Source organism: Streptomyces sp. NPDC059355 (assembly GCF_042752335.1).
Classification (GTDB): domain Bacteria; phylum Actinomycetota; class Actinomycetes; order Streptomycetales; family Streptomycetaceae; genus Streptomyces.
The window spans coordinates 73,607-99,349 of the sequence record NZ_JBHYXN010000014.1; the positions used below are offsets into that span (position 1 = coordinate 73,607).

Consider the following 25,743-nt stretch of genomic DNA (forward strand, 5'->3'; position numbering starts at 1 on the left):
GCGCTGCGTCGCCCCCAGGTGCCGCGTCCTTATCTGCCGCATACCGCGTCCGCAGTACACGCCCGTACTCCGCTGCTGTATCTCTCGCCGGACACTCCCTAGTCGGCCCGGGGCCGGACCAGCCCCGATTCGTAGGCGACGACCACCAGTTGGGCCCGGTCGCGGGCGCCCAGCTTGGCCATGGCCCGGTTCACGTGGGTCTTGACGGTGAGCGGGCTGACTTCGAGCCGTCCGGCGATCTCGTCGTTGGACAGGCCCGCGGCGACGTGGACGAGCACCTCGCGCTCGCGGACGGTCAGCGCGGCGAGCCGCTCGGCGTGCGCGGCGGGGGCTGCGGGGTCGGCGCCGCCGCCCTGGGCGAGGAAGGTGGCGATGAGCCCTTTGGTGGCGGCCGGGGAGAGCAGCGCCTCCCCGGCGGCGGCGACGCGGATGGCGTTGAGGAGCTCGTCGGGCTCGGCTCCCTTGCCGAGGAAGCCGGAGGCGCCGGCCCGCAGGGACTGGACGACGTACTCGTCCACCTCGAAGGTCGTCAGCATGACGACGCGGACGGCGGCGAGTTCCGGATCCGCGCTGATCATGCGGGTGGCGGCGAGCCCGTCGGTGCCGGGCATCCGGATGTCCATGAGGACGACGTCGGGCCGTGTCTCGCGGGCGAGCGCGCAGGCCTGGGCCCCGTCGGAGGCCTCTGCGACGACCTCCATGTCGGGCTCGGAGTCGACCAGCACCTTGAACGCGCTGCGGAGCAGGGCCTGGTCGTCGGCGAGCAGCACCCTGATGGTCGTCGGCGTCTCTTCCACGCCCCGCACCCTACGTGGTCCCCTCGCGCGGAAGGACCGTCAGCCCAGGGCCAGGACCACGAGGGCCGTGGTCCCCGCGATCTCGGCGAGGGCGCCGAACACGTCGCCCGTGACTCCGTCGAAGCGGCGTACGCACCGCCGGAGCAGGAGCTCCGCCGCGCCCAGGGCGATCAGGACCGCGCCCGCGCACTGGACGGCGGCGCCCGGCCCCACCGGCAGGGCGGCCGCCCCGGCCGAGGCGGCCACCAGTGCGGCGATCCCGGCGGCCGAGCTCTTGGGGAGCACCCCGGCGACCGCCGCCCCCAGCCCCTCCAGGCGGGCCGGCGGCACGCCGTCACGGGAGGCCACCGTCATGGCCAGCCGGGCGGTGACGGCCGCGATGACCGTCGCCAGGGCCCCGTGGACCCAGCTCTCGGCATAGAGGTCCGCCAGCGCCCCGGCCTGGACCAGCAGCACCAGCAGCAGCGCCACCACCCCGAAGGGGCCGATGTCGGACTGCTTCATGATCCGCAGCGCCGCCTCGGCGGGCTTCGCGCTGCCCAGCCCGTCGGCGGTGTCGGCGAGCCCGTCGAGGTGCAGCCCCCGCGTCAGTGCGGCCGGTACGGCGACGGTGACGGCCGCCGCGAGCAGCGGGCCGCCGCCCAGGACCAGCAGCAGGACCCCGGGCACGGCCGCGAGGACGCCCACGACGAGCCCGGCGAGCGGCGCGCAGGCCATGCCGGTGCGGGCCGCGGGCCGGTCCCAGCGGGTGATGCGGGCGGGCAGCACGGTGAGCGTTCCGAACGCGAAGCGCACGCCGTCGCGCAGCGAGGCGCGCTCGTCGGGCGGCGTCAGCGGCGGCTCGGGGGGCTGGTTGTCGTACGAATCTTTCATCGGCGCGAACGCTACCCGCTCACCGCGGACGGTAAATTGCCCGATACGGGAAAAATGGGAAAGCTGCCACAACAGGGGAGCCGACGGTATGGGTCACTGGTGGTACCGGAACATCGTCGAGCCGGGCAAACTCCCGCTCCTCCTCGCCCTGCTCTCGTTCGTCCTGTCGTTCCTGATCACCCGTGTGATCACGCGGATGATCCGGGCGGGGCGGGGGCCCTTCAAGAACATCGCCCCGGGCGGCGTGCACATCCACCACGTGGTGCCCGGCGTCATCCTCGTGATCATCGGCGGCTTCGGGGCCGTCGGCAGCGGCCGGCACGGTTTCGGCGCCATGCTCTCCGCCGTGATCTTCGGGCTGGGCGCGGGCCTCGTACTGGACGAGTTCGCGCTGATCCTGCACCTCGACGACGTCTACTGGAGCGAGCAGGGCCGCAAGAGCGTCGAGATCGTGGTCCTGACGGCCGCGCTGGTGGCGCTGGTGCTGGGCGGGTTCCTGCCGTTCGGCGTCGACGACCTGACCTCCGAGGAGCGGCAGAGCCGCGGGCTGATCATCATGAACACCGCCACCAACTTCTTCCTGGCCCTGATCGCCCTGTGGAAGGGCAAGGCCCGCACCGCCCTCTTCGGTACGGTCATCCCCTTCCTGGCGCTGATCGGGGCGATCCGGCTGGCCCGGCCCGGCTCCCCGTACGCGAAGAGGTTCTACGCGAAACGTCCGCGGGCCCGCGCCAAGGCCAATCTGCGCGCCTTCCACCACGACCGGCGCTGGGCGATCCCGCGCCGCAAGTTCGAGAACTTCATCGGCGGGACCCCCGATCCGGAGCGGGCACAGATCTCGAAACCGACGAAGCACTGAAGACGACGGCGCCCGGCCCGCCCCCGAAGGGGCCGGGCCGGGCGCCGTCACGTCAGGATCAGCCCGGGATCAGGCCGTCGTCGCTGAGCATCTCCCTGACCTCGTCGAGCGAGGCGTCCGGCGCGGGGAGGATCAGCTCGGACGGCTCCAGGGCGTCGTCCGGCAGCGGCGCGCCGAGCTGCCGTACGGCGTCGAGCAGCGCGCCCAGCGTGCGCCGGAAGCCCTCCTCGTCACCGCTCTCCATCTCCGAGAGCAGCTCGTCGTCCAGCTTGTTGAGCTCGGCGAAGTGGCCGTCGGCCACCTTCACCTGTCCTTCCCCCATGATGCGGACAATCATGACGGACCCCGTCCTACTGCTTGTCGAAGCGGTGCTGGGTCTGGGAAGGCTGCTGGGCGTTGCCCTGGGCACCGCCCTCGATGGCCTGCTGCTGCGCCGAGGGCCCGCCGGCCAGCTCGGCCTTCATCCGCTGGAGCTCCAGCTCCACGTCCGTTCCGCCCGAGAGGCGGTCCAGCTCGGCCTGGATGTCGTCCTTGGAACCGAGGCCGCTCTGGTCGTCGAGCGCGCCGGAGGCCAGCAGCTCGTCGATCGCGCCGGCGCGGGCCTGGAGCTGGGCGGTCTTGTCCTCGGCCCGCTGGATGGCCAGGCCGACGTCGCTCATCTCCTCGGAGATGCCGGAGAAGGACTCCGCGATGCGGGTCTGCGCCTGCGCCGCCGTGTACGTCGCCTTGATGGTCTCCTTCTTCGTGCGGAAGGCGTCCACCTTGGCCTGCAGGCGCTGCGCGGCCAGCGTCAGCTTCTCCTCCTCGCCCTGGAGGGTCTGGTGCTGCACCTCCAGGTCGCTGACCTGCTGCTGCAGCGAGGCGCGCCGGGACAGGGCCTCGCGGGCCAGGTCCTCGCGGCCCAGGGCGAGGGCCTTGCGGCCCTGGTCCTCCAGCTTGGCGGACTGGCCCTGGAGCTGGTTGAGCTGCAGCTCCAGGCGCTTGCGGGAGGTCGCCACGTCGGCGACGCCGCGGCGCACCTTCTGCAGCAGCTCCAACTGCTTCTGGTACGAGTAGTCGAGGGTCTCGCGCGGGTCCTCGGCCCGGTCCAGGGCCTTGTTCGCCTTCGCGCGGAAGATCATCCCCATACGCTTCATGACACCGCTCATGGGCTTCGCGCGCCCCCTTCTAGACGGACTGTGCTCCAGGTCACCGACAGGACCCACAGTACGGGCCCTGTCTCCATTACCGCACTGTTCGTGGACGGATGCGCTCCTCCTCCAGGACGACTCCACTCCGCCCATGTCAGGCGTAGGGAGTAGGTGCTCCCCCGAGCACGACCGCGTCACGAACCCTGCACAGGGAAGACGCCCGCCGTTGCCGGATCGTTCCCCGGCAGAGTGGGGTACCCGGCCGCGACCACGTAGGCTTGGGTTTTGTGTTTGGTAGCCGTTCCTCCAAGGAAGAGAAGGCCGCCGCCACCGACAAGGTGAGCGCCGACCTCTCGCAGCCCCGTGACCCGCAGGCCCCGAAGGGCCGCCCGACGCCGAAGCGTGCTGTGGCCCAGTCGCAGCGCAAGGCCGTCGTGGCATCGACCGGCAATCGCAAGGAGGATGCAAAGCGCGCCCGCGAGCGCCGTCGCGAAGAGATGGCCAAGCAGCGCGAGGCCCTCGCCAACGGCGACCAGCGTTATCTGCCGGCCCGCGACAAGGGCCCCGTGCGCAAGTTCGTCCGCGACTACGTGGACTCCCGCTTCTCCGTCGCCGAGATGTTCCTGCCGCTGGCAGTGGTCATCCTGGTGCTGAGCATGGTGCGGGTGCCGTCCATCCAGAACATCGCCCTGCTGCTGTGGCTCGCCGTGATCGCCCTGATCCTCGTCGACTCCGTGGCCCTCGGCTTCCGCCTGAGCAAGGCCCTCGCCCAGCGCTTCCCCGACGAGCCGCGCCGCGGCGCGGTGGCGTACGGCCTGATGCGCACCCTCCAGATGCGCCGGCTGCGCCTGCCGAAGCCGCAGGTCAAGCGCGGGGAACGGCCCTGAGCGGAGGCAAGCCCGGAGGGTCGGGGGACGGCTTCGCGCCGGGAGCCAGGCTGTGGCTCGAGGGACTGGGCGGACTGCGCAACGCCGTCCGCCAGGAACTCGTGGGCCGGCAGGTCGACGAGCAGATCGCGCACCGCTTCCCTGTCGGGCAGCGGCTGCGCGTCCTCGACGTCGGCATGGGCCAGGGCACCCAGGCGCTGCGTCTCGCCCGCGCCGGGCACAAGGTCACCGGCCTCGAGCAGGATCCCGCGATGCTCGCCGTCGCCCAGGAGGCGCTGGCGGCCGAGCCCGCCGGGATCCGGGACCGGGTCGAGCTCCTGGAGGGTGACGGCCGCGAGACCGGCGCGCACTTCCTGCCGGGCAGCTTCGACGTGGTGCTCTGCCACGGCGTGCTGATGTACGTGCCCGAGCCGGACGCGATGCTGGCCGGGCTGGCCCGGATGCTGGCGCCCGGCGGCCTGCTGTCCCTGCTGGTGCGCAACGGCGACGCCCTCGCCATGCGGCCCGGTCTGGGCGCCGACTGGTCGGCCGCGCTGGCCGCCTTCGACACCGTCGACTACACGAACCGGCTGGGTCTGGACGTTCGGGCCGACCGGCTGGCGGGGCTCACGGCCACGCTGTCCGGGATCGGCGCCCCGCTGTCGGCCTGGTACGGCGTGCGCGTCTTCACCGACGGCACCGAGGCCGGCGAGACGCTGCCCCCGGACGCGGAGCTGGAGCGGCTGCTGGCCGCCGAGGACCGCGCCGGGCGGACCGATCCGTACCGCGGGGTCGCCGCGCTGCTGCACCTGTGCGGCGTACGGGGCTGACCCGCCCGCCCCGGCACGGCACGCACGGAAGCCCGGACCCCGCAGGGGTCCGGGCTTCTCGCGTCAGAGGCTGCCGCTCAGGCGTCCAGCGCCGCGCGCAGGCTCATCGTGTACAGCTCGGTGCCGTTGTCGTCGGACAGCTTCACCGTCTCGGCGCCGCCGTCCAGCAGCTCCTTCCACACCTCGCCGATCCACGACTCCGCGTCGCCCTGCGTGGTGAACTCCTCAGGCTCGACCGCCGGGCTGGTCTCGGTGCCGTCGGCCGTCTCGAACCGCCACGTCCACGCCATGTCCGCCTCCGTTGCTCGTCCGCTGCTCGCACGCATTCCGCACGCATCTCTGCTTGAGTCTGCCCGCAGAGTAGCCGGGCGCGCAGCAGTCTCGCGGACGCGGGAGGATCTTCCTGTGGAACTCACTCTGCTCGGCACCGGCACACCCGAAGGACTGCCCCGTCCCGGCTGTCCCTGCGCGGCCTGCGCGCTCTCCGTGGGCGCCCGGGCGCGCGCCGCGACCTCCCTGCTCGTCGACGGTGCGCTGCTGCTCGACCTGACCCCCGGGGCGGTGCTGGCCGGCGCCCGCGCGGGGCACTCGCTGGCCGGCGTACGGCAGGTCCTGCTCACCCATCCGCACGACGGACCGCCGGTGGAGCTGCCCCCGGGGCTGCCGGCCGCCGGGCGGGTGCCGGACGGGCGGGAGCTCGCGGTGATCAGCGGGCACCGGGTGCGGGCGGTGCCGATGGACGCGCCGGGCACCGGGTACGAGGTGACCGGCCCGGACGGGAGCCGGCTGCTGTACCTCCCGCCCGGCGGGGCACCTGCGGGGACGAACGGCTCCGTCGGGCAGCGCCCGTACGACCTGGTGCTCGCGGACGTGCTGGGCCGGCCGGAGGCGCTGGCCCGGCTGCGGGCGAGCGGCGCCGCCGGGCCGACCACGGACGTCATCGCGGTGCACCTGGACCACGACGTCCCGCCGGGCCGGGAGCTGGAGCGCCGGTGCGCGGCGGGCGGTGCGCGGGCGGTGCCGGACGGGACGACGGTGACGGTCGGCGAGTACCACGCGGTGCCGGACCTGCCGCGCCGGACGCTGGTGCTCGGCGGGGCCCGCTCCGGGAAGTCCGTCGAGGCCGAGCGGCGCCTGGCCGGCTTCCCCGAGGTGGAGTACGTGGCCACCGGCGGCTCCCGGGACGGCGACGCGGAGTGGGCGGCGCGGGTCGGCCTGCACCGCGAGCGGCGGCCGGCGAGCTGGCGGACGCTGGAGACCTGCGAGCTGGCGCCGCTGCTGGTGGAGGGGGGGCCGCCGCTGCTGATCGACTGTCTGGCGCTGTGGCTGACGGACGCGATGGACCGGGCCGGCGCCTGGGACGACGCGGTCTGGGCGGCGCGGGGCCAGAAGGAGCTGCGGGAGCGGATCTCGGAGCTGGTGGCGGCGGTGCGGGCGACCCGCCGGACGGTGGTGGCGGTCAGCAACGAGGTGGGCTCGGGGATCGTTCCCGCGACCGCTTCCGGGCGGCGCTTCCGCGACGAACTGGGGCGCCTGAACAGCCTGGTGGCGGGCGAGTGCGAGCACGTCCTGCTGGTGGTGGCCGGGCAGGCGGTGGCCCTGAAGGAGTGACCGGGCACCCCGTCCCACGACGTCGCGGGACGGGGCTTGGGGAGGGCCTCACCCGCTGTACGCTCTGGCAGATGACCACGCTGAATCTCGACGACTTCTCCGATCTGATCGAGCGCCCCGACGGGGGCGTCCGGCGTGACGCCGAGGAACGCCGTGAACGGCTGGCCGTGCCGGCCGGAGCGCTGGGGCGGCTCGACGAGCTCGCCGAGTGGCTCGCCGCCGCCCAGGGTCGGGTGCCCGTCCGGCCGATCGAGCGGCCCCGCGTCGTGCTGTTCGCCGCCGACCACGGGATCGCCGCCGCGGGGGTGTCCGCCCGGACCGCCGGCGGCGCACACGAGCTGGTGCGCTCGGTGCTCGACGGGAACAGCCCGGTGTCGATCCTCGCCGGGCGTCTGGGCGCCGGCGTACGGATCGTCGACGCCGGTCTGGACTGCGAGCCCGGGCTGCTGCCCGAGGACGTGGTCCGCCACCGGGTGCGCCGCGGCAGCGGGCGCATCGACGTCGAGGACGCGCTCACGCTCGAAGAGGCCGACGCGGCCCTGCGGCTCGGCATGCGGATCGCCGACGAGGAGGCGGACTCCGGTACCGACCTGGTGATCCTGGGCGACTTGAGCGTCGGTGGAACCACGGTCGCGGCGACGCTCGTCGCGGCCCTGTGCGGAACCGACGCCTCCGTGGTCACCGGCCGCGGCGGGCGGCCCATCGACGACCTGACCTGGATGCGCAAGTGCGCGGCGATCCGCGACGCGCTGCGCCGGGCCCGCCCGGTCCTCGGCGACCAGGTGGCCCTGCTCTCGGCGGTCGGCGGCGTGGACGTGGCCGCGATCACCGGCTTCCTGCTCCAGTGCGCGGTACGCCGCACTCCGGTGATCCTCGACGGGGTCGTTTCCGCAGCCTGCGGGCTCGTCGCCCAGCGCGCGGCGTTCCGCGCCCCCGACTGGTGGCTGGCCGGGCAGGCCAGCGGCGAGCCGGGCCAGACGAAGGCCCTGGACCGGATGGCACTCAACCCCGTGCTCGACCACGGCGTCACTGTGGGAGAAGGAACCGGGGCATTGCTGGCTCTCCCCCTGGTCCAGGCGGCGGCCGCACTCGCGGCGCAGCTTCCGGAGCAGGCTGCGCAGGAGCCGGACGAGCCGGAGCAGCCGAAGGACTGAGCGCCCGGTCGGCGGCGCCCCATATGATCGCGTTTCATGGGAGAGGCCCGCTTGACCAGCGCAGACATCGACCGGACCACCGCACCGGCCGCCAAGGCGGCACAGGGGTCCGGCAAGGACACGAACAACAGGAAAGACGACAGGAAGGACGAAGGAGGCGGCCGGGAGACCGGCCGGGGATCCGCCCGCTCGCGGCGCAGCGCCGCGTTCGCGGTCTGGTACCTGCGCGCCGTCACCTTCGTCAACTTCCTCAGCGCGGTGTGGCTTTCGCTCGGCCAGGACCTGCGCCGGCACAACACCGCAGACTTCTACACCCCGTACCTGCTCACCGCGGGCTTCGCGTCCGGCATGTTCTCGCTGCTGCTCGCGGTCACCATGGGCCGCCGCAAGCGGGCCGCCTGGATCCTGAACCTGGTGCTCAGCGGCATGCTGCTGCTGGCCTTCGCCACCGCGGCCTTCGCCCCGTGCACCAGCGGTGACTTCAACCTCTGCTACCCGGAGTTCCGCGACCACACCCAGAACTGGGTCTCGCTCGCCCTGACCGCGGCCTTCGTCGGCGCCCTGGTGCTCGGCCGCCGCGAGTTCTACGCCAAGGGCGACCGCTCCAACCCCAAGCTCGCCACCGCGGTCGGCGCCGTCGGCCTGCTGTGCACCTCGCTGCTCGCCGCGCTGATCGTCGGCGCCGCCAACACCGACCCGGACGCCGCCGAGGCCACGTTCCTGGCCCGTTGGCGGTACGGCGTGATGCGGCTGATCACCCTGGAGCCCAACGCCCGCGACTACGCCGCGATCACCACGCCCGGCTGGGTGGACATCGTGATCAACGTCATGTCGACGCTGCTCCTGATCGCCGTGCTGCTCGCCGCCTTCCGTTCGCGCCGCGCCGTCGACCCGCTCACCGCGCAGGACGAGGAGAAGCTGCGGGCGCTGCTCGCCAAGCAGGGCGACCGCGACTCGCTCGGCTACTTCGCGCTGCGCCGCGAGAAGTCCGTCATCTGGTCCCCCACCGGCAAGGCCGCCGTCACGTACCGCGTCGTCGGCGGCGTCTCGCTGGCCTCCGGCGACCCGATCGGCGACCCCGAGGCCTGGCCCGGTGCCATCGAGCCCTGGCTGGCCGAGGCCCGTGAGCACGGCTGGGTGCCGGCCGTCATGGGCGCGAGCGAGGAAGCCGGGCAGATCTACGCGCGCCACGGACTCGACGCGCTGGAGCTGGGCGACGAGGCCATCGTCGAGACCGACGAGTTCACCCTGGAGGGCCGCGCCATGCGGACCGTCCGGCAGGCCTACAACCGCGTCAAGCGCGCCGGCTACACCGTCCGCATCCGCCGCCACGCCGAGATCCCGGCCGACGAGATGGACGTACTCCTCACCCGCGCCGACGACTGGCGCGACGGCGCGACCGAGCGCGGCTTCTCGATGGCGCTGGGCCGACTGGGCGATCCCGGCGACGGCCAGTGCGTGATGCTGGAGTGCACCGACGGCAACGGCGATCTGCGCGCCGTCCTGTCCTTCGTGCCGTGGGGCCCCAAGGGCCTGTCCCTGGACCTGATGCGCCGCGACCGCGATTCCGAGAACGGGCTGATGGAGTTCATGGTCATCGAACTCCTCGAACGCTCCAAGGAGATCGGCGTCACACAGGTCTCGCTCAACTTCGCGATGTTCCGTTCCGTCTTCGAGCGGGGGTCCAAGCTCGGCGCGGGTCCGGTGCTGCGCATGTGGCGTTCGCTGCTGAGCTTCTTCTCCCGCTGGTGGCAGATCGAGTCCCTCTACCGGGCCAACGCCAAATACCGGCCGATCTGGGAGCCGCGGTTCATGCTCTTCGAGAAGAGCTCCGACCTGCTGCGGATCGGTATCGCGGCGGGCCGGGCCGAGGGCTTCCTGGAAGCTCCCGGGCTGCCGAAGTGGCTGAACCGCAAACATCTGGAGACCAATCGTTGACGGCTTGGACGACCACCCCCCTGCGGCGGTTCGCCCGCCGCGAGTGGGGGCCCCTGTTCTGGACCGTCCGGGACGCCCTGGTCCGCGACAAGTGGCGGGCGGCCCCGATGACCCTGGGGGCCGTCTGCCTGACCTCGGTCTTCCAGATCGTCCAGAACACGTCCTGGGGGTTCCAGCCGGTCCAGAACCTCGGATCGGTGAAAGCCGTCGACCCGCTGTGGCTGGCCGTGCTGCGCACCCCGCTGTCCCTGTTCGTCCCCGCCCTCGACCTGCCCGTGTGGGGGGCGCTCGCCCAGATCCTGCTGGTCTTCGGGATCTCGGAGATCTGCATCGGCTGGTGGCGCACGCTGGCCATCGGCTACGTCGCCACCCTCGCCGGGACCACGTACTCGCGGATCGGGCTCTCGCTGGGCGCCGACCACCCCTTCGGCCTGCCGGTGTCCGACCGCGTCGTCAACGACACCGGGCCCTCGGCGGCAGTGGTCGGCCTCGCGATCTACGTGTGCTGGCGGTACAGGGCGTACCTGACCGGTGCGATCGTGATCGCGGTGATGATCGGCGAGGTGCTGGTCAAGGACAACCTGGCCGGCAAGGAGCACCTCGCGGCCATCGCCGCCGTCATGGCGGTGTGCGTGGTCCGCGCCAAATGGGGCCCGGAGCGCTCCCGCGTCCCCCTCGGCCGGCGCCCGCCCCCGGCGGCCCCGCTGCCCCCGCAGCGGCCCGGCACCTGACGGGCCCGCCCGCCCCGCCGCGGGCAAGCCGTACCGTATCGGGGTGACGACAGACCTCGGGGCGTTCGCCCCCACCCGGCACTGGATGCGGTCCCATCCGCTGGCCACCGATGCCGTGCTCGCGCTCGGGGCGCTCGTCTCCATGGTCGTCGGCTCCTTCGCCGATCCCCACGGCCCGCACGGGCCCACCTTCGGGACCCAGACCCCCGAGCCGCTCTCCCTGCTCCTGATGGTGCTGGGCGCGGCCGCGCTGGTGTTCCGCCGCCGGCACACACGCACCGTGCTCGCCGTGACCATCGGGCTGTGCCTGCTGGAACTGTCCACCGGCGAGCCCCGGGCGCCCGTCGCCATGTCCACGGTGATCGCGCTGTACACGCTGGCCTCCCTTACCGACCGGCCCACCACCTGGCGCATCGCCCTGCTCACGATGGCGGGGCTGACGGGCGTGGCCATGCTGGCCGGCCCGCTGCCCTGGTACGCCCAGGAGAACATCGGCATCTTCGCCTGGACCGGGATGGCCGCGGCCGCCGGCGACGCCGTGCGCAGCCGGCGGGCGTTCATCGACGCCATACGGGAGCGGGCGGAACGGGCCGAGCGGACCCGCGAGGAGGAGGCCCGGCGCCGGGTCGCCGAGGAGCGGCTGCGGATCGCGCGGGACCTGCACGACGTGGTGGCCCACCACATCGCCCTGGTCAACGTGCAGGCGGGGGTGGCGGCGCACGTCATGGACAAGCGTCCCGACCAGGCCAAGGAGGCTCTGGCCCACGTACGGGACGCGAGCCGCTCGGCGCTGAACGAACTGCGGGCCACCGTCGGGCTGCTGCGGCAGTCCGGCGACCCGGAGGCACCGACCGAACCGGCGCCGGGGCTGGCCGTCCTGGACGAGCTGGTGGGCACCTTCCGGCATGCCGGGCTGCCGGTGAAGGTGATGGTCGAGCTGGGCCGGGACGGCGATCCGCTGCCGGCGGCCGTGGACCTGGCGGCGTACCGGGTGATCCAGGAGGCCCTGACCAATGTGCGCAAGCACGCCGGGCCTGAGGTCCAGGCCGAAGTCAGTGTGGTCCGGGTCGGTGCCTCGGTGGAGGTGACCGTGCTGGACGACGGGGGCGCCGCCGCGGCCGAGGACCGGGGCGCGGGCGGCGGCCACGGGCTGCTCGGCATGCGCGAGCGGGCCACGGCGCTGGGCGGCTCCTGCTTCGCCGGGCCCCGGTTCGGCGGGGGCTACCGGGTGCACGCCGTTCTCCCCGTGGCCTAGGGAGTGTCGATCAGACCGGGCTCACGGGGGCTGGTCCTCCGGGACTTCAGCCCTGCGGCGCGCAGTACTGCCGCCAGGCGTCCAGTTCGTACTTCTTCTGCATCGAGCTGAGCTTCAGCTGCCGCGACTGCGCGCACCACTGGCCGATCCGGCCCTCGTACTCCACGTGGAAGACGGCCTTGCCCGCCGCGATGAACGGGGTGAGCCGCTCGCACTCCTCGTACTCGGCGCACTGCTCGTTGACGGCGAAGTCGAAGTCCCCCACCAGCTGCGGGATCTGGTCGAGGTCGTTCTTCAGCCCGACCGCCAGCCCCCGGTCGTGGACCAGCTTCGCGATCAGCCGGTTGTACGCCAGCTGGTCCTGCGCGGTGAGCGGGAACCCGGACGTGTTGCGGTAGCCGTCCATGTTGTCCGGCTCCACCGCGTCGAAGCCCTTCTCCCGGCACATGTCGAACCGTTTCGCCATCAGCGGCTCCAGCTCGGACAGCCGCCGGATGTCCAGCCAGCGCTCGCCCTCCCAGCCGTTGCCCTTGCCGAGCAGTGCCTTCGGGAAGGCGTCGGCGTCGGGGCGGAACTCCTCCCAGGCGCCGGTGGACACGTAGCAGATGGTCCGCCGGCCCGCCTTCTTCAGGGCGGCGACCTGCGCCTTGGTGGTGGTGAACCCGTCGACGTCGTACACCGCCGCCTTCACCGAGGTGTCCAGCTTCCCGGTGAGCTGCCACTGCCAGCTGACCGCCGGTACGGGCTGCCAGCGCCGCCCCGGCGCCGGGGCGGGCGCCACGTCCTGCGGCTCCGGCGGCGCCTCGGTGGTGCATGCGGCCAGCAGGAGCAGCAGGAGCAGCGGCAGGACCCGGCCGCCGCGGACCGCGCCGCGCGGCGACCGGGTCATCCGGCGGCCTCCAGGGCGTACGGGAGGGTCCCCCACGGGTGCGCGCCGGTGCCGGGGACCGCGCAGTGCACCCCGGCCCCCCGCTGCCGGGCGAGCTCGGCGGCGGGCGCGCCCGGCGGGACCGCGTACACGAGGTGGCAGAACCTCTGGGCGGGGTGGTCGGCCGTCCACGGCGGCACCGAGGCGTCCCGGTAGGCGTCCCAGGGGCCCTCGAAGGTGACCAGCAGATCGGCGAGTCCGGCGTAGTCGGGGTGCGGGTGGACCCCGTGGTTGAGGACGAGGGTGCGGGCGCCGGCGGCCCGGGCGGCGACGCCGAGCCGCCCGTAGTGCGAGAGCAGCGCCGGGTCGGCGGAGGCCTGGTCGAGGAAGGCCCCGTCGGCGCCGTACCAGTCGCGGTGGCGCAGCAGGTCCTGCACCACGGCGGAGTGCGGGCGCCGCCCGTAGTCGGTGTCGGTGTACCCGAGGACGGGCACCCCGGCGTCGCGCAGCCGCTGCGCGACGGCGGCGAACCGCTCGTCGGGGGCCTCGCCCGGCCCGCTGGCCGGATTGAGGACCACGGAGTGCAGCCGGCCTGCGGAGCGGATCAGCAGCTCCCAGTCCTCGGGCCGGTCGGCGGGATGCTCGTAGAGGGGCACCAGCAGCATGAGCGCCTTCTTCCTGTACGGGGGTCACGTGGTACGGGTGAGGTGATCAACTCAGCGGTGGGCCGTCGCGCGCCCCAGCAGCAGGCAGACGAGCGCGCCCAGCACGACCGCCGCCGCGCCCGCCACCACGAGCTGGACCAGCCGCGGCTGCCCCACCCCCAGCAGCAGCGCCAGACTCTGGGCGAGCGCCGCCGAGGCACAGACGGCGGCCGCCGGCCGGACGGCCCCGAAGGACTGGAGCAGCAGCCCGGTCCACATCACGGCGCCCAGCAGCAGCAGGGTAGAGGTCCTGATTCCGGTCAGTCCGGGGGCGCCCGGCCAGAGCAGGGTGCCGGCCAGCCCGAGGGCCAGCAGCACCGCCAGGTACGCGGCGAGGCAGCGGCCCAGCGTGCCGAGCATCCGCAGCCAGAACTGCCGGGGCGAGCGGGCCGCCCGCAGACCGGCCAGGCTCCCGCTGCGGAACCGGTGCAGCAGCCATTCGGCGGGACCCATGCTGAGGGTGAGCGCCACCGCCGAGGGGGCGGCGACGGCCTCGGCGGGACCCCCGGCGAGCACCTCGCCCAGGGCGGCGTACAGCACCAGCAGACCGGTGCCGAGGCCGAACATCCCGTACGGCACCGAGTCCCCGATCCGGGGTCCGCGCGGGCCGTGGTCCTCCTCGGCGCCCCGCAGCATCCGCCAGCGCACGGGACCCTCGCCGGGCCGGTGGCCGGCCCGGCTCCGGATCCGGCGCAGGCCGGCCCGTACGCCCCGGGCCACCGGCAGCTCCCGTACGGCGAGGGTGCAGGCGGCCAGCAGGGACGCCACCAGCAGCCCCACCCGTACGGGCACGGGCAGGTCGGTGAAGAGCGCGAGCAGCGCCCCCGCGGCCATCGGCCCGAGCGCGGCGAGCAGCACCCGCTCCCGGCCGAGGACCAGCAGCACGGTGGCCGCGCCGACGTACAGGGCCTGGCCGGCGGCGAACGCATAACTGAACGGCGGCCCGCCGGGCACGGTCAGCGCGGCGGCGATGCCGAGCAGGGCCCCGACGGGGGCCCCGACGAGCAGGGTCCGCCCGGCGGCGGCCCGGTCGCCGAGGCCCAGCCAGGTGTAGGCGCGGTGGGACAGGGTCTGGTCCCACACCCAGCCGATGAGCGCCCCTGCGAGCAGGGTCAGCGTCCCGGCGGGGAGCCCGAGCCGGTCCTTGGGGCCCTCCAGCAGGGGAGCGCCCAGGACGTAGGCGAGGCCGGGCAGCGCGAAGACGACCCCGCGCAGCAGGCAGGCGGTGAGGGAGACCTTCCAGGGGTCGGGGACGTGCTCCGGTTCCGGGAAGGCCCGGGGCACCCGGGCGTAGAGCTCCTCGGCCAGGCCGAAGGAATCGTGGCGGCCGTAGGTGAGCCGGATGTGCTCGTCGGTCATCCCGTCGGATTCGAGGACGGCGGCGATCTCGTCCGGGTGTACGGCCGCCGCGATCAACCCGTCCAGGCGCTCGGCGAGTTGGTCCATCGGGTCGCCGGCCGGGCCGGGGTCCCCCGGCTCGCCGCGGCGGGGCCGGGGGATGGCAGGGAGGGTGTCCCCGCCGGGTACGCGCAGCCAGAGCGATCCGCTCACCACAGGCTCCCGTCGGCGGCGAGTTCGCGGTACCAGGGGTCGGCGAGCCGCTGCGTCCAGTCGTCGCCCGCGTGGACGGGCAGGACGGGCTGGCCGGCGAGTTCGCGGTAGATGTGCCGGAAGCCGTCCACTGACTGGTGGAGCGTGAACTTCTCGACGACCCGTTTGCGGGAGCGGCGGCCCAGCTCGGCCCGGCGGTCGTCGTCGCGGAGCAGGGCGAGGGTGGCGCGGGCCATGGTCTCCGGTTCGCGCGGCGGGACCACGAGCCCGGTGTCGCCGACGGCCTCGCGCACCCCGCCGACGTCGGTGGAGACGGTGGTGCGGCCGCAGGACATGGCCTCGATGATGCTGAAGGGGAAGCCCTCGCTGATGCTGGAGAGCATGACGACGCTGCCCGCCGCGTAGGCCTGCGCGACCTGCTGGACGCGGCCCTCGTACGAGATCCCGTCGGCCACGCCCAGTTCGGCGCCGAGTGCCTCCAGGCGCAGCTTGTACTCCTCGCAGCCGGCCGGGACCGGGCCGAACAGGCGCAGCCTCAGGGCGGGCAGCTCCTCGCGCATGAACGCGTAGGCCCGGATGAGGGTTTCGAGGTCCTTGATCGGGTCGATGCGCCCGCACCAGCTGAGGGTGGGCACCTCGGGTTCGGGTCCGGCGTCGGGGAAGGCGTACGGGTCGACGCCGTTGTAGACCGTGCGGATGCGGTCGGGGGCGGCGCCGCCGCGCTCCTCCCAGCGGCGGTTGTACCGGTTGCACGGGGTGATGAGGTCGGCCTGCCGGTAGCCCTCGGTGTTGAGCTCCCGGTAGAAGCCGAGCAGCAGGGCCTTGACGGGCCAGCGCTGCTGCGCGGTGCGGTAGCCGAGGTAGCGCTCGCGCAGGTAGATGCCGTGCTCGGTGAGGAGGAAGGGCACCTTGTCGAGGTACTTGGCGGCGAGGGCCGGGAGGGTGGCGAGACCGCTGCTGACCGAGTGCGCGACGCTGTCGGGCGGGATCCGTAAGGACAGCGGCCGCAGCGCGTGCTCGATCAGGTCGGTGGCGGTGAGCGCGTCGTGGATGGTGGGCTCGGCGGCGGCGGTGGGGAAGCCGGGCCGGGTCCACACGGCCATCAGCAGGCGCAGGACCGTTTCGGAGCGCAGTGCCGCGGCGAGGCGGCCGGCCCGGGCGAGGACGGCGAGTTCGTGCAGCGCTTCGGAGAATCCGCCGTGGGCGGGATCGAGCAGGGAGAGCAGGAAGGTTTCGTACGCTGCCGTGAACCGGCGGTGTGTCCTGCCCCGCGGGGCCGAGCGGCGGCCGCGGCCGGGCACCGGTCCCCAGAGCGGGAAGGCGGTGTGCCGGTAGACGTTGCGCGGCAGCTCCCACGTGACCGGCTCGCGTCCGGAGCCGGTCAGGGCTATGACGTTGAAGTCGACCTCCGGCATCCCGCGGACCAGTTGGTCGCACCAGGTGCTGACTCCCCCGTGGACGTGCGGATAGGTGCCTTCGGTGAGCATGGTGACGTGACGCCCATGACTCATGTGGTGTGTCCCCCCAGGACGGGAAAAGGGGCCGGCGCCCGTGTGCGGAGCGCCGGCGCCGGGTGGTGCCGGATGACGGAGCCGGGCGGTGGCGGGCCGGGCTGTGGTCAGCTGGGCAGCTTGAGGGTGACCGCGCTCTGCATCAGCTCGGGCGCGGTCCAGGCCGAGCGGCTGCCCGCGTAGGCGGTGCCGAAGTCGGCGCTGCCCAGCAGGAGCTGCTTCTTGGTGCCGGTGGGAGCGGTCACCGGGGCGACGACTCCGGAGGGCGCCTTGACGGTGACGTCCTTGCCGATGCGGTAGGCGGTCACCTGGTTGTTGGCGACGGCCTTGTCCCAGGCGGCCCGGCGGCTGAGCTCGACGCCGGTGTCCTTCATGCTCTGGTTCACGATCGGGGCGCTGGGCGCGTAGAGCGCGCGGTAGGTGTCGAGGACCTGGTTGAGCACCGGGTAGAGGGTGCGGTCCTCGGCGAGGTTGGACTGGTGGACGTAGTGCGGACGCGGGTCGTTGGCCAGGACGTGGCGCAGGGCGGTCCGCGCCTCGGCCGGGACGATGTAGTCGAGGTAGCCGGTGCCGGTGTTCAGCGGGGCCGGCAGGCAGGTGGAGGTCGCCGGGTTGTCCTCGCAGGTGCCGCTGCCGCCCTGGGCGCGGCTGGTGTAGATCCAGTTGTACTCGTCGGCCATCTCCGCGTTGGTGCCCGTGTTGTAGTACACGTTCATCGGGTAGCGCGGGACGGTCAGGGCGGCGCCGACGGCGCGCTGCGCGGGCTCGCGCGAGCTGTCGCTGCCCGCCCACTTGACCCCGTTGTCGGCGAGGGCGCCCGCCAGGTTGGGGTTGTCCTGGGCCTGCTGCGGCAGGGTCTTGAGGCCGGAGTGCTCGCCGGTGACCAGCTCGGTGCGGTCGGTGGTGATGCCCTTGGCGGCGGCCCAGTTGTTGTTGTCGCGGATCTGGGCGGAGATGTCGGCCCGGCTCATCCAGTTGACGGCGCCCGCCGCGTTCTTCGTACAGGTCCACGGCACGACGGCGGTGTCCTGGACGCAGCCGAGGAAGGGGTGGGTGTAGGTGTGGTTCATCCAGCGGTACTTGGCCCGGTCCGCGACCAGCTGCGCCGTGAGGGCGTCGGTTCCGCCGTTCTCGGTCTTCCACTCCTCGCCGGCGCCGGCGTTGAAGAGGAGGTCGAGTTTGAAGTCCTTGCTCGTCTGCCACTGCGCCGCGTACTGGGCGTCGGCGGCGCTCATCCGGATCGTGCTCTCCTTGCCCTCGCCGCCCGGGCAGGCGTAGTCGCCGGGCGTGCAGTTGAGCTCCTTGCTCCAGCGGGCGTCCGGGGCGAAGACGTCGTCGACGTGGACCGCGAAGTAGTTGCGCTCCTGGCCGAGGTGGACCCCCTGGGTGAGCCAGTCGACGATGCCGCGGGCGAGCAGCCGGAACTGCTGCTGGTACTGGTTGTAGCCGAAGGTGACGACCAGTTCGCTGCGCCCGTCGTGGGCGTACTCACCGACGAGCGAGGCCCGTCCGCCGGCGACCGGGGCGTCGAGGTAGCTGGTGTAGCCGGCCCTCGGCTTGCCCATGAACCCGTAGCTCTCCGGGACCAGGGCGGAGTTGTCCTCGAAGGCGACCTGGCCGCCGAGGTAGTTGAAGGGGCCGGCCTTGCCGGCGGCGGTGACGGCGGCCTGCGTGCCGTCGAGCTGCCCGCTGTAGCCGCCGTTGTCGGTGTACTCGAGGCCGACGCCCGGGTGGGCCCAGGTGTAGGCGTCGACCTGGCGGATGCCGTACGTCGTCTCGTACGCGCTGAGCGCGGCCATCTCGGCCGAGCCCTCGCCGAACGGGTTTTCGTTCGGCAGCACGACGCCCTGGTACTTGGCGCGCGGCCGTCCGTCGACGGTGTCGGCGAGGAACCCGGCATTGATCACCGGGCGCCCGGAGCTGCCCAGGAGGACCCGGGTGTACGGCACTCCGGTGTCCCGGAGCTCCGCGGTGATGGCGTCGACCGAGCTGCCGCCGTCGTCGAGGACGAGCACCTTCAGGTCGATGCGCGGTGTCACGGCCGCGTGCGCGGTCGCGGCGGGCAGTGCCACGGACATGAGCGCTGCCACCCCCATTGCGGCGGCAGCCCTGTTCATCCGGTTCTTGTTGACCATTTCGGCCTTTCCCCCCGCAGGCATCACTCGACTACGGCCCCATGGCGGTCGGCCGGGCCGAGGAGGCTCTGTGGAAATCATGCAAAGAGACCCCGCGTCCCCTTGCGAGAGTGGGTCGAGTCTCTCGGACCTCGTCAGGTCCAAGGGGCAAACCTGGTGCGGAAACCACGGATGGGTGAATCTCCCGACGTCTTGATCGAACAACTTGCCAAACCTTCGAGTGGCGTGCGGACCAGCCGGTACGCGTAGGCTCATTTCTGGCGGCCGTCGGGCCGGAATACGATCGCTGCGGATGGCCGGCCACCCACTCGGCCCACAACATAAACGGAAGCGAGACTTCACCACCGTGACTGCTCTGACTCTCAGCACTGCCGGCGCGGCGACGCTGCGCGCCGACGCCCTCGTGGTCGGCGTGGCGAAGGGCCCCAAGGGCCCGGTCGTCGCCGCAGGCGCCGAGGCCGTGGACAAGGCGTACGACGGAAAGCTCGCCGCCGTGCTCGACGCACTCGGCGCCTCGGGCGCCGAAGGCGAGACCACCAAGCTGCCGGCGCCGGACGGCCTGAAGGTCCCGGTCGTGCTGGCGGTCGGGCTCGGCTCCGTCCCCGAGAAGGACGAGTCGTACGACGAGGAGGCCCTGCGCCGCGCCGCCGGCGCCGCCGCCCGTGCGCTCCACGGCACCAAGAAGGCCGCCTTCGCCCTCCCGCTGGAGGACGCCTCCGCCGTCACGGCCGTCGCCGAGGGCGCGCTGCTGGGCGCGTACGCCTTCACCGCCTACCAGGGCGGCGAGAAGAAGGACGGCAAGAACGGCGGCCCGAAGCAGCCGCTCGCCGAGGTGGTCCTGCTGGGCGCCAAGCCGCGCGACAAGGCCCACAAGGCCGCCGCCGAGCGCGCCTCGGTCGTCGCGACCGAGGTCAACATCGCCCGCGACCTGATCAACACCCCGCCGAACGACCTCACCCCCGAGGCCTTCGCCGCCGTCGCGTCCGCGACCGCCAAGGAGCACGGGATCAAGGTCCAGGTCCTGGACGAGAAGGCGCTCACCAAGGGCGGCTACGGCGGGATCATGGGCGTCGGCAAGGGCTCCGAGAACCCGCCGCGCCTGGTGAAGATCGCCTACACCCACCCCGACGCGGAGAAGCACCTCGCCTTCGTCGGCAAGGGCATCACCTACGACTCGGGCGGCATCTCCCTGAAGCCGGCCGGCCACAACGAGACGATGAAGTGCGACATGTCCGGCGCCGCCGCCGTGTTCGCCTCCGTCGTGGCCGTGGCCAAGCTGGGCCTCCCGGTCAACGTGACCGGCTGGCTCGCGCTCGCCGAGAACATGCCCTCCGGCTCCGCCACCCGCCCCGGCGACGTGCTGCGCATGTACAGCGGCAAGACCGTCGAGGTCCTGAACACCGACGCCGAGGGCCGCCTGGTCCTGGGCGACGCCCTGACGAAGGCCTCCGAGGAGAACCCGGACGCGATCGTCGACGTCGCGACCCTGACCGGCGCCATGGTGCTGGCGCTCGGCGACCGGACCTTCGGGATCATGGCCAACGACGACGCCTTCCGCACGTCGATCCACGAGATCGCCGAGGAGGTCGGCGAGGCCTCCTGGCCGATGCCGCTCCCCGCCGACCTGCGCAAGACCATGGACTCCCCCACCGCCGACATCGCGAACATGGGTGTCCGCATGGGCGGCGGCCTGGTGGCCGGCCTCTTCCTGCAGGAGTTCGTCGGCGAGGGCATCACCTGGGCCCACCTCGACATCGCGGGCCCGGCCTTCCACGAGGGCGCCCCGTACGGCTACACCCCCAAGGGCGGCACCGGCTCCGCCGTGCGCACCCTGGTGCGGCTGGCCGAGCGCACGGCCACCGGCGACCTGGGCTGACGCAGCCCGGAGGTGGCCGCGGCGTAGCCCCGCAGCGCCGCATGTGACATGTCTCAAGCCTTGATCGGCCACTCGATCAAGGCTTGAGACATGTTCACCGACAACGAAATCCGTAGGTTTCTACGCACTGGTAACCCCTACTTCGGGCAGAACGACCTGCCACATCATGGGCCCGGCGTCCCGCGTTCCCCCGACAAATGCGAAGATGGGTTCTCGGCAGGACAGGGCCCCCACCACAGGGCCGAACAACTAGCGGCCGATTACCAGCCGCCGCCCGGTCACAGAGGACCGGTGCCCGGCGCACATGCATGGAGGACGTGACGTGGCGAACGACGCCAGCACCGTTTTCGACCTAGTGATCCTCGGCGGTGGCAGTGGCGGTTACGCCGCGGCTCTGCGCGCATCCCAGCTGGGTCTGGACGTTGCCCTGATCGAGAAGAACAAGCTCGGCGGCACCTGCCTGCACAACGGCTGCATCCCGACGAAGGCACTGCTCCACGCGGGCGAGATCGCGGACCAGGCGCGCGAAGCCGCCCAGTTCGGCGTGAAGGCCACCTTCGAGGGCATCGACATCGCGGGTGTGCAGAAGTACAAGGACGAGGTCATCTCGGGCCTGTACAAGGGCCTGCAGGGCCTGGTCGCCTCCCGCAAGGTGACGTACATCGAGGGTGAGGGCCGCCTTTCCTCGCCGACCTCCGTCGACGTGAACGGCCAGCGCATCCAGGGCCGCCACGTCCTGCTGGCGACCGGCTCCGTGCCGAAGTCGCTGCCGGGCCTGCAGATCGACGGCAACCGCATCATCTCCTCGGACCACGCGCTGGTCCTGGACCGCGTCCCCGAGTCGGCGATCGTCCTGGGCGGCGGCGTCATCGGCGTCGAGTTCGCCTCGGCGTGGAAGTCCTTCGGCTCCGACATCACCGTGATCGAGGGCCTCAAGCACCTCGTCCCGGTCGAGGACGAGAACAGCTCGAAGCTGCTGGAGCGCGCGTTCCGCAAGCGCGGCATCAAGTTCAACCTGGGCACCTTCTTCGACAAGGCCGAGTACACCGAGAACGGCGTACGGGTCACCCTCGCGGACGGCAAGACCTTCGAGGCCGAGGTGCTGCTGGTCGCCGTCGGCCGCGGCCCGGTCTCCCAGGGCCTGGGCTACGAGGAGCAGGGCGTCGCGATGGACCGCGGCTACGTCCTGGTCGACGAGTACATGCAGACCAACGTGCCGACGATCTCCGCGGTCGGCGACCTCGTCCCGACCCTGCAGCTGGCGCACGTCGGCTTCGCCGAGGGCATCCTCGTCGCGGAGCGTCTGGCCGGTCTGAAGACCGTCCCGATCGACTACGACGGTGTTCCGCGCGTCACGTACTGCCACCCCGAGGTCGCCTCGGTCGGCATCACCGAGGCCAAGGCCAAGGAGATCTACGGCGCGGACAAGGTCGTGGCCCTGAAGTACAACCTGGCGGGCAACGGCAAGAGCAAGATCCTCAAGACCGCGGGCGAGATCAAGCTCGTCCAGGTCAAGGACGGTGCCGTGGTCGGCGTCCACATGGTCGGTGACCGGATGGGCGAGCAGGTCGGCGAGGCCCAGCTGATCTACAACTGGGAGGCTCTGCCGGCCGAGGTCGCGCAGCTCATCCACGCGCACCCGACCCAGAACGAAGCGCTCGGCGAGGCCCACCTGGCCCTGGCCGGCAAGCCGCTTCACTCCCACGACTAATCCACAGTCACGGGCGCGACGACCACTTCCGCACTTTCGTAAGGAGCAACTGAAACCATGTCGGTTTCCGTAACCCTTCCGGCGCTCGGCGAGAGCGTCACCGAGGGAACTGTCACCCGCTGGCTGAAGGCCGAGGGCGAGCGCGTCGAGGCCGACGAGCCGCTGCTCGAGGTCTCGACCGACAAGGTCGACACCGAGATCCCGTCGCCCGTCTCGGGCATCCTGGCCTCCATCAAGGTCGCCGAGGACGAGACGGTCGAGGTCGGCGCCGAGCTGGCCGTCATCGACGACGGCTCCGGCGCGCCGGCTGCCGCCGAGGCCGAGACGGTCGTCGCCGAGGTTCCGGCCGCCGCTCCGGCCCCGGTCGCCGAGGCCCCCGCGGCTCCGGCCCCGGTCGCCGAGGCTCCGGCCGCCGCCGCCGCGCCTGCCGCCTCCGGCACGGACGTCGTTCTCCCCGCCCTGGGCGAGAGCGTCACCGAGGGCACCGTCACCCGCTGGCTGAAGCAGGTCGGCGAGTCCGTCGAGGCCGACGAGCCGCTGCTCGAGGTCTCCACGGACAAGGTCGACACCGAGATCCCCGCCCCGGTCTCCGGCACCCTGCTGGAGATCCGGATCAACGAGGACGAGACCGCCGAGGTCGGCGCCGTCCTGGCCGTCATCGGCGCCGCCGGTGCCGCTCCGGCCGCTGCCCCGGCTCCGGTCGCCGCTCCGGCCCCGGTCGCCGCTGCCCCGGTCGCCGCCCCGGCCCCGGTCGCCGCCGCTCCGGTCGCCGCCCCGGCCCCGGTCGTGGCCGCACCTGCCGCCGCCGCTCCGGCCCCCGTGGCCGCTCCGGCTCCGGTCGCCCCGGCTCCGGCCGCCGCGGTCTCCGCCGGTGACGAGGGCGCGTACGTGACCCCGCTGGTGCGCAAGCTCGCCTCGGAGTCCGGCGTCAACCTGTCCTCGGTCTCGGGCACCGGTGTCGGTGGCCGTATCCGCAAGCAGGACGTCCTGGCCGCCGCCGAGGCCGCCAAGGCCGCCGCTGCCGCCCCGGCTCCGGCCGCCGCCCCGGCCGCCAAGGCCGCCGCGACTGCCGTCTCGGAGCTGCGCGGTCAGACCGTCAAGATGACCCGCATGCGCAAGGTCATCGGCGACAACATGATGAAGGCCCTGCACTCGCAGGCTCAGCTCAGCTCCGTGGTCGAGGTGGACATCACCAAGATCATGAAGCTGCGCGAGCAGGCCAAGGGCTCCTTCCTGGCCCGCGAGGGCGTCAAGCTCTCGCCGATGCCGTTCTTCGTCAAGGCCGCCGCCCAGGCGCTGAAGGCCCACGCGGTCGTCAATGCCCGGATCAACGACGACGAGGGCACCATCACCTACTTCGACTCGGAGAACATCGGCATCGCCGTGGACTCCGAGAAGGGCCTGATGACCCCGGTCATCAAGGGTGCCGGTGACCTCAACCTGGCGGGCATCTCCAAGGCCACCGCCGACCTGGCCTCCAAGGTCCGCGGCAACAAGATCACGCCGGACGAGCTGTCGGGCGCGACCTTCACCATCAGCAACACCGGTTCGCGCGGTGCGCTGTTCGACACCGTCATCGTGCCCCCGAACCAGGTCGCCATCCTGGGCATCGGTGCCACGGTCAAGCGCCCCATGGTCATCGAGACCCCCGAGGGCACCGTCATCGGCGTCCGCGACATGACGTACCTGACCCTGTCCTACGACCACCGCCTGGTGGACGGCGCGGACGCGGCCCGGTACCTCTCGGCCGTCAAGGCGATCCTCGAGGCCGGCGAGTTCGAGGTCGAGCTCGGCCTCTGAGGCCCCGGCCTCGTCGACGCGCGACTCGTACGGCGCCCCCGCCCGGAACCACTTCGGGCGGGGGCGCCGTCGTCATACCCTGGTGGGTCCATGTGTGACATCTCGGGGGGCTGCGTATGGCACGGGCACAGGTGACGGATCTCGTCGTGGTACTGCCGGGGATCCTGGGCAGCCGGCTCGCGGACGCCGAGGGCAGAGCCCTCTGGGACCTCTCCGGCCCGGCCCTCTTACGCGGCCTGCGGAACTTCGGCGGCTCCGTGGGCGCCCTGCGGCTCCCGAAGGACATCGGCGACGGCGATCCGAGCGACGGGGTGGTCCCCGTGGGCCTGATGCCCGACCTGCACGCCCTGCCGGGCATCTGGCACCCGGTGGACGGCTACACGGACCTGCTGCGCTGGCTGGAACGCCATTTCACCCTGTCCGTGGCGGACAACCTCCTCACGTTCCCGTACGACTGGCGGCTGTCCTGCCGCTACAACGCGGGGCGGCTGAAGGACCGGATGGGCCTGGAGCTGGAGCGCTGGCGGGCCTCGGCCCCCGAGCGCCGCGAGGCCCGGGTGGTCTTCCTCTGCCACGGGATGGGCGGGCTGGTGGCCCGGCACTACGTGGAACGCCTCGGCGGGGACGGGATCACGCGCCGCGTGATCACCCTCGGCACCCCGCACCGGGGCTCCTTACGGGCCCTGGCCGACCTGGTGGAGGGAGGGAACCGCCGGGACGGGGACCGGGAGCTCGGCGCCTTCGCCCGCAGCCTGCCGTCCCTGCACCAGCTGGCCCCCGACTACGCCTGCGTGGAAGGCCCGGACGGACTCGCACACCTGCGTGACCTGCCGGGGCTGCCGGGCGTGGACGAGGCGCTGCTGGCGGACGCGGGCCGCTTCCACGCCGACCTGCGCGACGCCCCGCCGCGGGCCGATCTGTACGCGATCGCCGGCACGGGCCAGCCCACGGCGACGACCGCGCGCCACGCCGGGGACCGCCTGGTCCTCCTCCCGGAGGCCGACGGCGACGGTACGGTCCCCCGCCTCGGCGCGGCCGCCGGGGTCACGCGGTCGCGGACCCCGTACGCGTGGTGGACCCCGTACGAGCAGCACGGCTCGCTCCAGAACAACCTGGCCGTACGGGAGGCCCTGCGCGGCCTCCTGGGCGACGAGCCCCTGCCCCCCGAGGAACCGGACGCCGCGGACCCGGCCGCCGGGCTGGGGGTGCGGGTGCCGCCCGTACTGCCCGCGGGGGTCCCGTACGAGGTCACGGTCACGGCCCCCGACGACGAGCGGCTGCTCATGGCGGAACTGCGCCCTGCCCACGGCGGCCGCCCGGCGGCCCGCGCCCTGCGGAGCCTGGGCGGCGGCCGTTACGGCGTCGCGTTCCCGCCGCCCGAACCGGGTGCGTACCGGCTGTCGGTGGGTCCGGTCACGGCCCTGAGCCTGATCCGGCGCAGCGCCTTGTGACCGGCCTCGGCCAGGCGACTTGTAACCAGCCTCACCCAACGGCCCTGACCAGGAACGCATCTGCGCGGCCCACTCCGCCGTATTGTCTACGC

General features: G+C 72.8%; 22 protein-coding genes. 12 read left to right on the forward strand and 10 right to left on the reverse strand.

What is annotated here, in order from left to right; genetic code table 11:
* Positions 1-98 precede the first annotated feature (98 nt).
* Together ACFXGI_RS16065 and ACFXGI_RS16070 are read right to left on the reverse strand one after the other, a co-directional pair.
* On the reverse strand, positions 99-797 hold the full coding sequence (locus ACFXGI_RS16065) for a response regulator transcription factor (RefSeq protein ID WP_030863474.1): 699 nt from the start codon (positions 795-797) through the stop codon (positions 99-101).
* A gap of 39 nt (positions 798-836) precedes the next feature.
* Positions 837-1,670, reverse strand: a complete 834-nt coding sequence (locus ACFXGI_RS16070; RefSeq protein ID WP_384706389.1) for an adenosylcobinamide-GDP ribazoletransferase — start codon at positions 1,668-1,670, stop codon at positions 837-839.
* Positions 1,671-1,758: 88 nt separating this feature from the next.
* Here ACFXGI_RS16070 and ACFXGI_RS16075 point away from each other — a divergent pair, with 88 nt between their 5' ends.
* A complete protein-coding gene (locus tag ACFXGI_RS16075; protein WP_384706391.1) occupies positions 1,759-2,529 on the forward strand; it encodes a hypothetical protein in 771 nt (256 codons plus the stop codon).
* Between the two features lie 58 nt (positions 2,530-2,587).
* Here the strand turns inward: ACFXGI_RS16075 and ACFXGI_RS16080 are convergent, their stop codons facing one another.
* Both ACFXGI_RS16080 and ACFXGI_RS16085 read right to left on the reverse strand, forming a co-directional pair.
* Complete coding sequence (locus ACFXGI_RS16080) at positions 2,588-2,866, reverse strand: hypothetical protein (RefSeq protein ID WP_384706393.1); 279 nt, start codon at positions 2,864-2,866, stop codon at positions 2,588-2,590.
* Between the two features lie 13 nt (positions 2,867-2,879).
* Entirely contained in the window at positions 2,880-3,677 is a 798-nt protein-coding gene (locus ACFXGI_RS16085; protein ID WP_229340323.1) for a PspA/IM30 family protein, read from the reverse strand.
* A gap of 260 nt (positions 3,678-3,937) precedes the next feature.
* On the opposite strand from ACFXGI_RS16085, the gene ACFXGI_RS16090 reads away from it, so the two are divergent.
* Both ACFXGI_RS16090 and ACFXGI_RS16095 read left to right on the forward strand, forming a co-directional pair.
* Positions 3,938-4,546: a DUF3043 domain-containing protein gene (locus ACFXGI_RS16090; RefSeq protein WP_384706395.1), complete on the forward strand. Its 609-nt coding sequence runs from the start codon at positions 3,938-3,940 to the stop codon at positions 4,544-4,546.
* Between the two features lie 50 nt (positions 4,547-4,596).
* Positions 4,597-5,355: a class I SAM-dependent methyltransferase gene (locus ACFXGI_RS16095; RefSeq protein ID WP_384706515.1), complete on the forward strand. Its 759-nt coding sequence runs from the start codon at positions 4,597-4,599 to the stop codon at positions 5,353-5,355.
* 77 nt (positions 5,356-5,432) lie between these two features.
* Here the strand turns inward: ACFXGI_RS16095 and ACFXGI_RS16100 are convergent, their stop codons facing one another.
* Positions 5,433-5,645, reverse strand: coding sequence for a hypothetical protein (locus tag ACFXGI_RS16100; protein ID WP_030863459.1), 213 nt, complete (start codon positions 5,643-5,645; stop codon positions 5,433-5,435).
* 115 nt (positions 5,646-5,760) lie between these two features.
* Between ACFXGI_RS16100 and ACFXGI_RS16105 the strand changes: the two genes are divergently transcribed.
* The 5 genes from ACFXGI_RS16105 to ACFXGI_RS16125 all read left to right on the forward strand — a co-directional run bounded on the left by ACFXGI_RS16105 (position 5,761) and on the right by ACFXGI_RS16125 (position 12,044).
* On the forward strand, positions 5,761-6,966 hold the full coding sequence (locus ACFXGI_RS16105) for a bifunctional adenosylcobinamide kinase/adenosylcobinamide-phosphate guanylyltransferase (RefSeq protein WP_384706397.1): 1,206 nt from the start codon (positions 5,761-5,763) through the stop codon (positions 6,964-6,966).
* 71 nt (positions 6,967-7,037) lie between these two features.
* On the forward strand, positions 7,038-8,120 hold the full coding sequence (gene cobT / locus ACFXGI_RS16110) for a nicotinate-nucleotide--dimethylbenzimidazole phosphoribosyltransferase (protein WP_384706399.1): 1,083 nt from the start codon (positions 7,038-7,040) through the stop codon (positions 8,118-8,120).
* 36 nt (positions 8,121-8,156) lie between these two features.
* Complete coding sequence (locus ACFXGI_RS16115) at positions 8,157-10,058, forward strand: phosphatidylglycerol lysyltransferase domain-containing protein (protein WP_384706401.1); 1,902 nt, start codon at positions 8,157-8,159, stop codon at positions 10,056-10,058.
* The gene (locus tag ACFXGI_RS16120; RefSeq protein ID WP_384706403.1) at positions 10,055-10,789 is read left to right on the forward strand and encodes a hypothetical protein; all 735 of its coding nucleotides are present in this window, start codon (positions 10,055-10,057) and stop codon (positions 10,787-10,789) included. The genes ACFXGI_RS16115 and ACFXGI_RS16120 overlap by 4 nt, the downstream gene beginning before the upstream one ends.
* Positions 10,790-10,832: 43 nt before the next feature.
* The gene (locus ACFXGI_RS16125; RefSeq protein ID WP_384706405.1) at positions 10,833-12,044 is read left to right on the forward strand and encodes a sensor histidine kinase; all 1,212 of its coding nucleotides are present in this window, start codon (positions 10,833-10,835) and stop codon (positions 12,042-12,044) included.
* Positions 12,045-12,090: 46 nt separating this feature from the next.
* Here the strand turns inward: ACFXGI_RS16125 and ACFXGI_RS16130 are convergent, their stop codons facing one another.
* The 5 genes from ACFXGI_RS16130 to ACFXGI_RS16150 all read right to left on the reverse strand — a co-directional run bounded on the left by ACFXGI_RS16130 (position 12,091) and on the right by ACFXGI_RS16150 (position 18,813).
* A complete protein-coding gene (locus ACFXGI_RS16130) occupies positions 12,091-12,933 on the reverse strand; it encodes an endo alpha-1,4 polygalactosaminidase (RefSeq protein ID WP_384706407.1) in 843 nt (280 codons plus the stop codon).
* Complete coding sequence (locus ACFXGI_RS16135; RefSeq protein ID WP_030863437.1) at positions 12,930-13,577, reverse strand: spherulation-specific family 4 protein; 648 nt, start codon at positions 13,575-13,577, stop codon at positions 12,930-12,932. The genes ACFXGI_RS16130 and ACFXGI_RS16135 overlap by 4 nt, the downstream gene beginning before the upstream one ends.
* Positions 13,578-13,628: 51 nt before the next feature.
* Positions 13,629-15,167 carry a hypothetical protein gene (locus tag ACFXGI_RS16140; protein ID WP_384706409.1) on the reverse strand — a complete coding sequence of 513 codons (1,539 nt, stop codon included), beginning with the start codon at positions 15,165-15,167 and terminating at the stop codon, positions 13,629-13,631.
* Positions 15,164-16,678 (reverse strand): GT4 family glycosyltransferase PelF, encoded by a 1,515-nt coding sequence (gene pelF, locus ACFXGI_RS16145; protein WP_384706411.1) that lies wholly within the window; start codon positions 16,676-16,678, stop codon positions 15,164-15,166. The genes ACFXGI_RS16140 and pelF overlap by 4 nt, the downstream gene beginning before the upstream one ends.
* A gap of 107 nt (positions 16,679-16,785) precedes the next feature.
* Positions 16,786-18,813: a hypothetical protein gene (locus ACFXGI_RS16150; RefSeq protein ID WP_384706413.1), complete on the reverse strand. Its 2,028-nt coding sequence runs from the start codon at positions 18,811-18,813 to the stop codon at positions 16,786-16,788.
* 346 nt (positions 18,814-19,159) lie between these two features.
* Here ACFXGI_RS16150 and ACFXGI_RS16155 point away from each other — a divergent pair, with 346 nt between their 5' ends.
* From ACFXGI_RS16155 to ACFXGI_RS16170, 4 genes are all read left to right on the forward strand, one after another.
* The gene (locus tag ACFXGI_RS16155) at positions 19,160-20,689 is read left to right on the forward strand and encodes a leucyl aminopeptidase (RefSeq protein ID WP_384706415.1); all 1,530 of its coding nucleotides are present in this window, start codon (positions 19,160-19,162) and stop codon (positions 20,687-20,689) included.
* A gap of 322 nt (positions 20,690-21,011) precedes the next feature.
* Complete coding sequence (gene lpdA / locus ACFXGI_RS16160; protein ID WP_030863427.1) at positions 21,012-22,400, forward strand: dihydrolipoyl dehydrogenase; 1,389 nt, start codon at positions 21,012-21,014, stop codon at positions 22,398-22,400.
* A 57-nt stretch (positions 22,401-22,457) separates the two neighbouring features.
* Complete coding sequence (sucB, locus tag ACFXGI_RS16165; RefSeq protein ID WP_384706417.1) at positions 22,458-24,200, forward strand: 2-oxoglutarate dehydrogenase, E2 component, dihydrolipoamide succinyltransferase; 1,743 nt, start codon at positions 22,458-22,460, stop codon at positions 24,198-24,200.
* 116 nt (positions 24,201-24,316) lie between these two features.
* On the forward strand, positions 24,317-25,651 hold the full coding sequence (locus ACFXGI_RS16170; RefSeq protein ID WP_384706419.1) for an esterase/lipase family protein: 1,335 nt from the start codon (positions 24,317-24,319) through the stop codon (positions 25,649-25,651).
* The last annotated feature ends 92 nt before the right edge of the window (positions 25,652-25,743 follow it).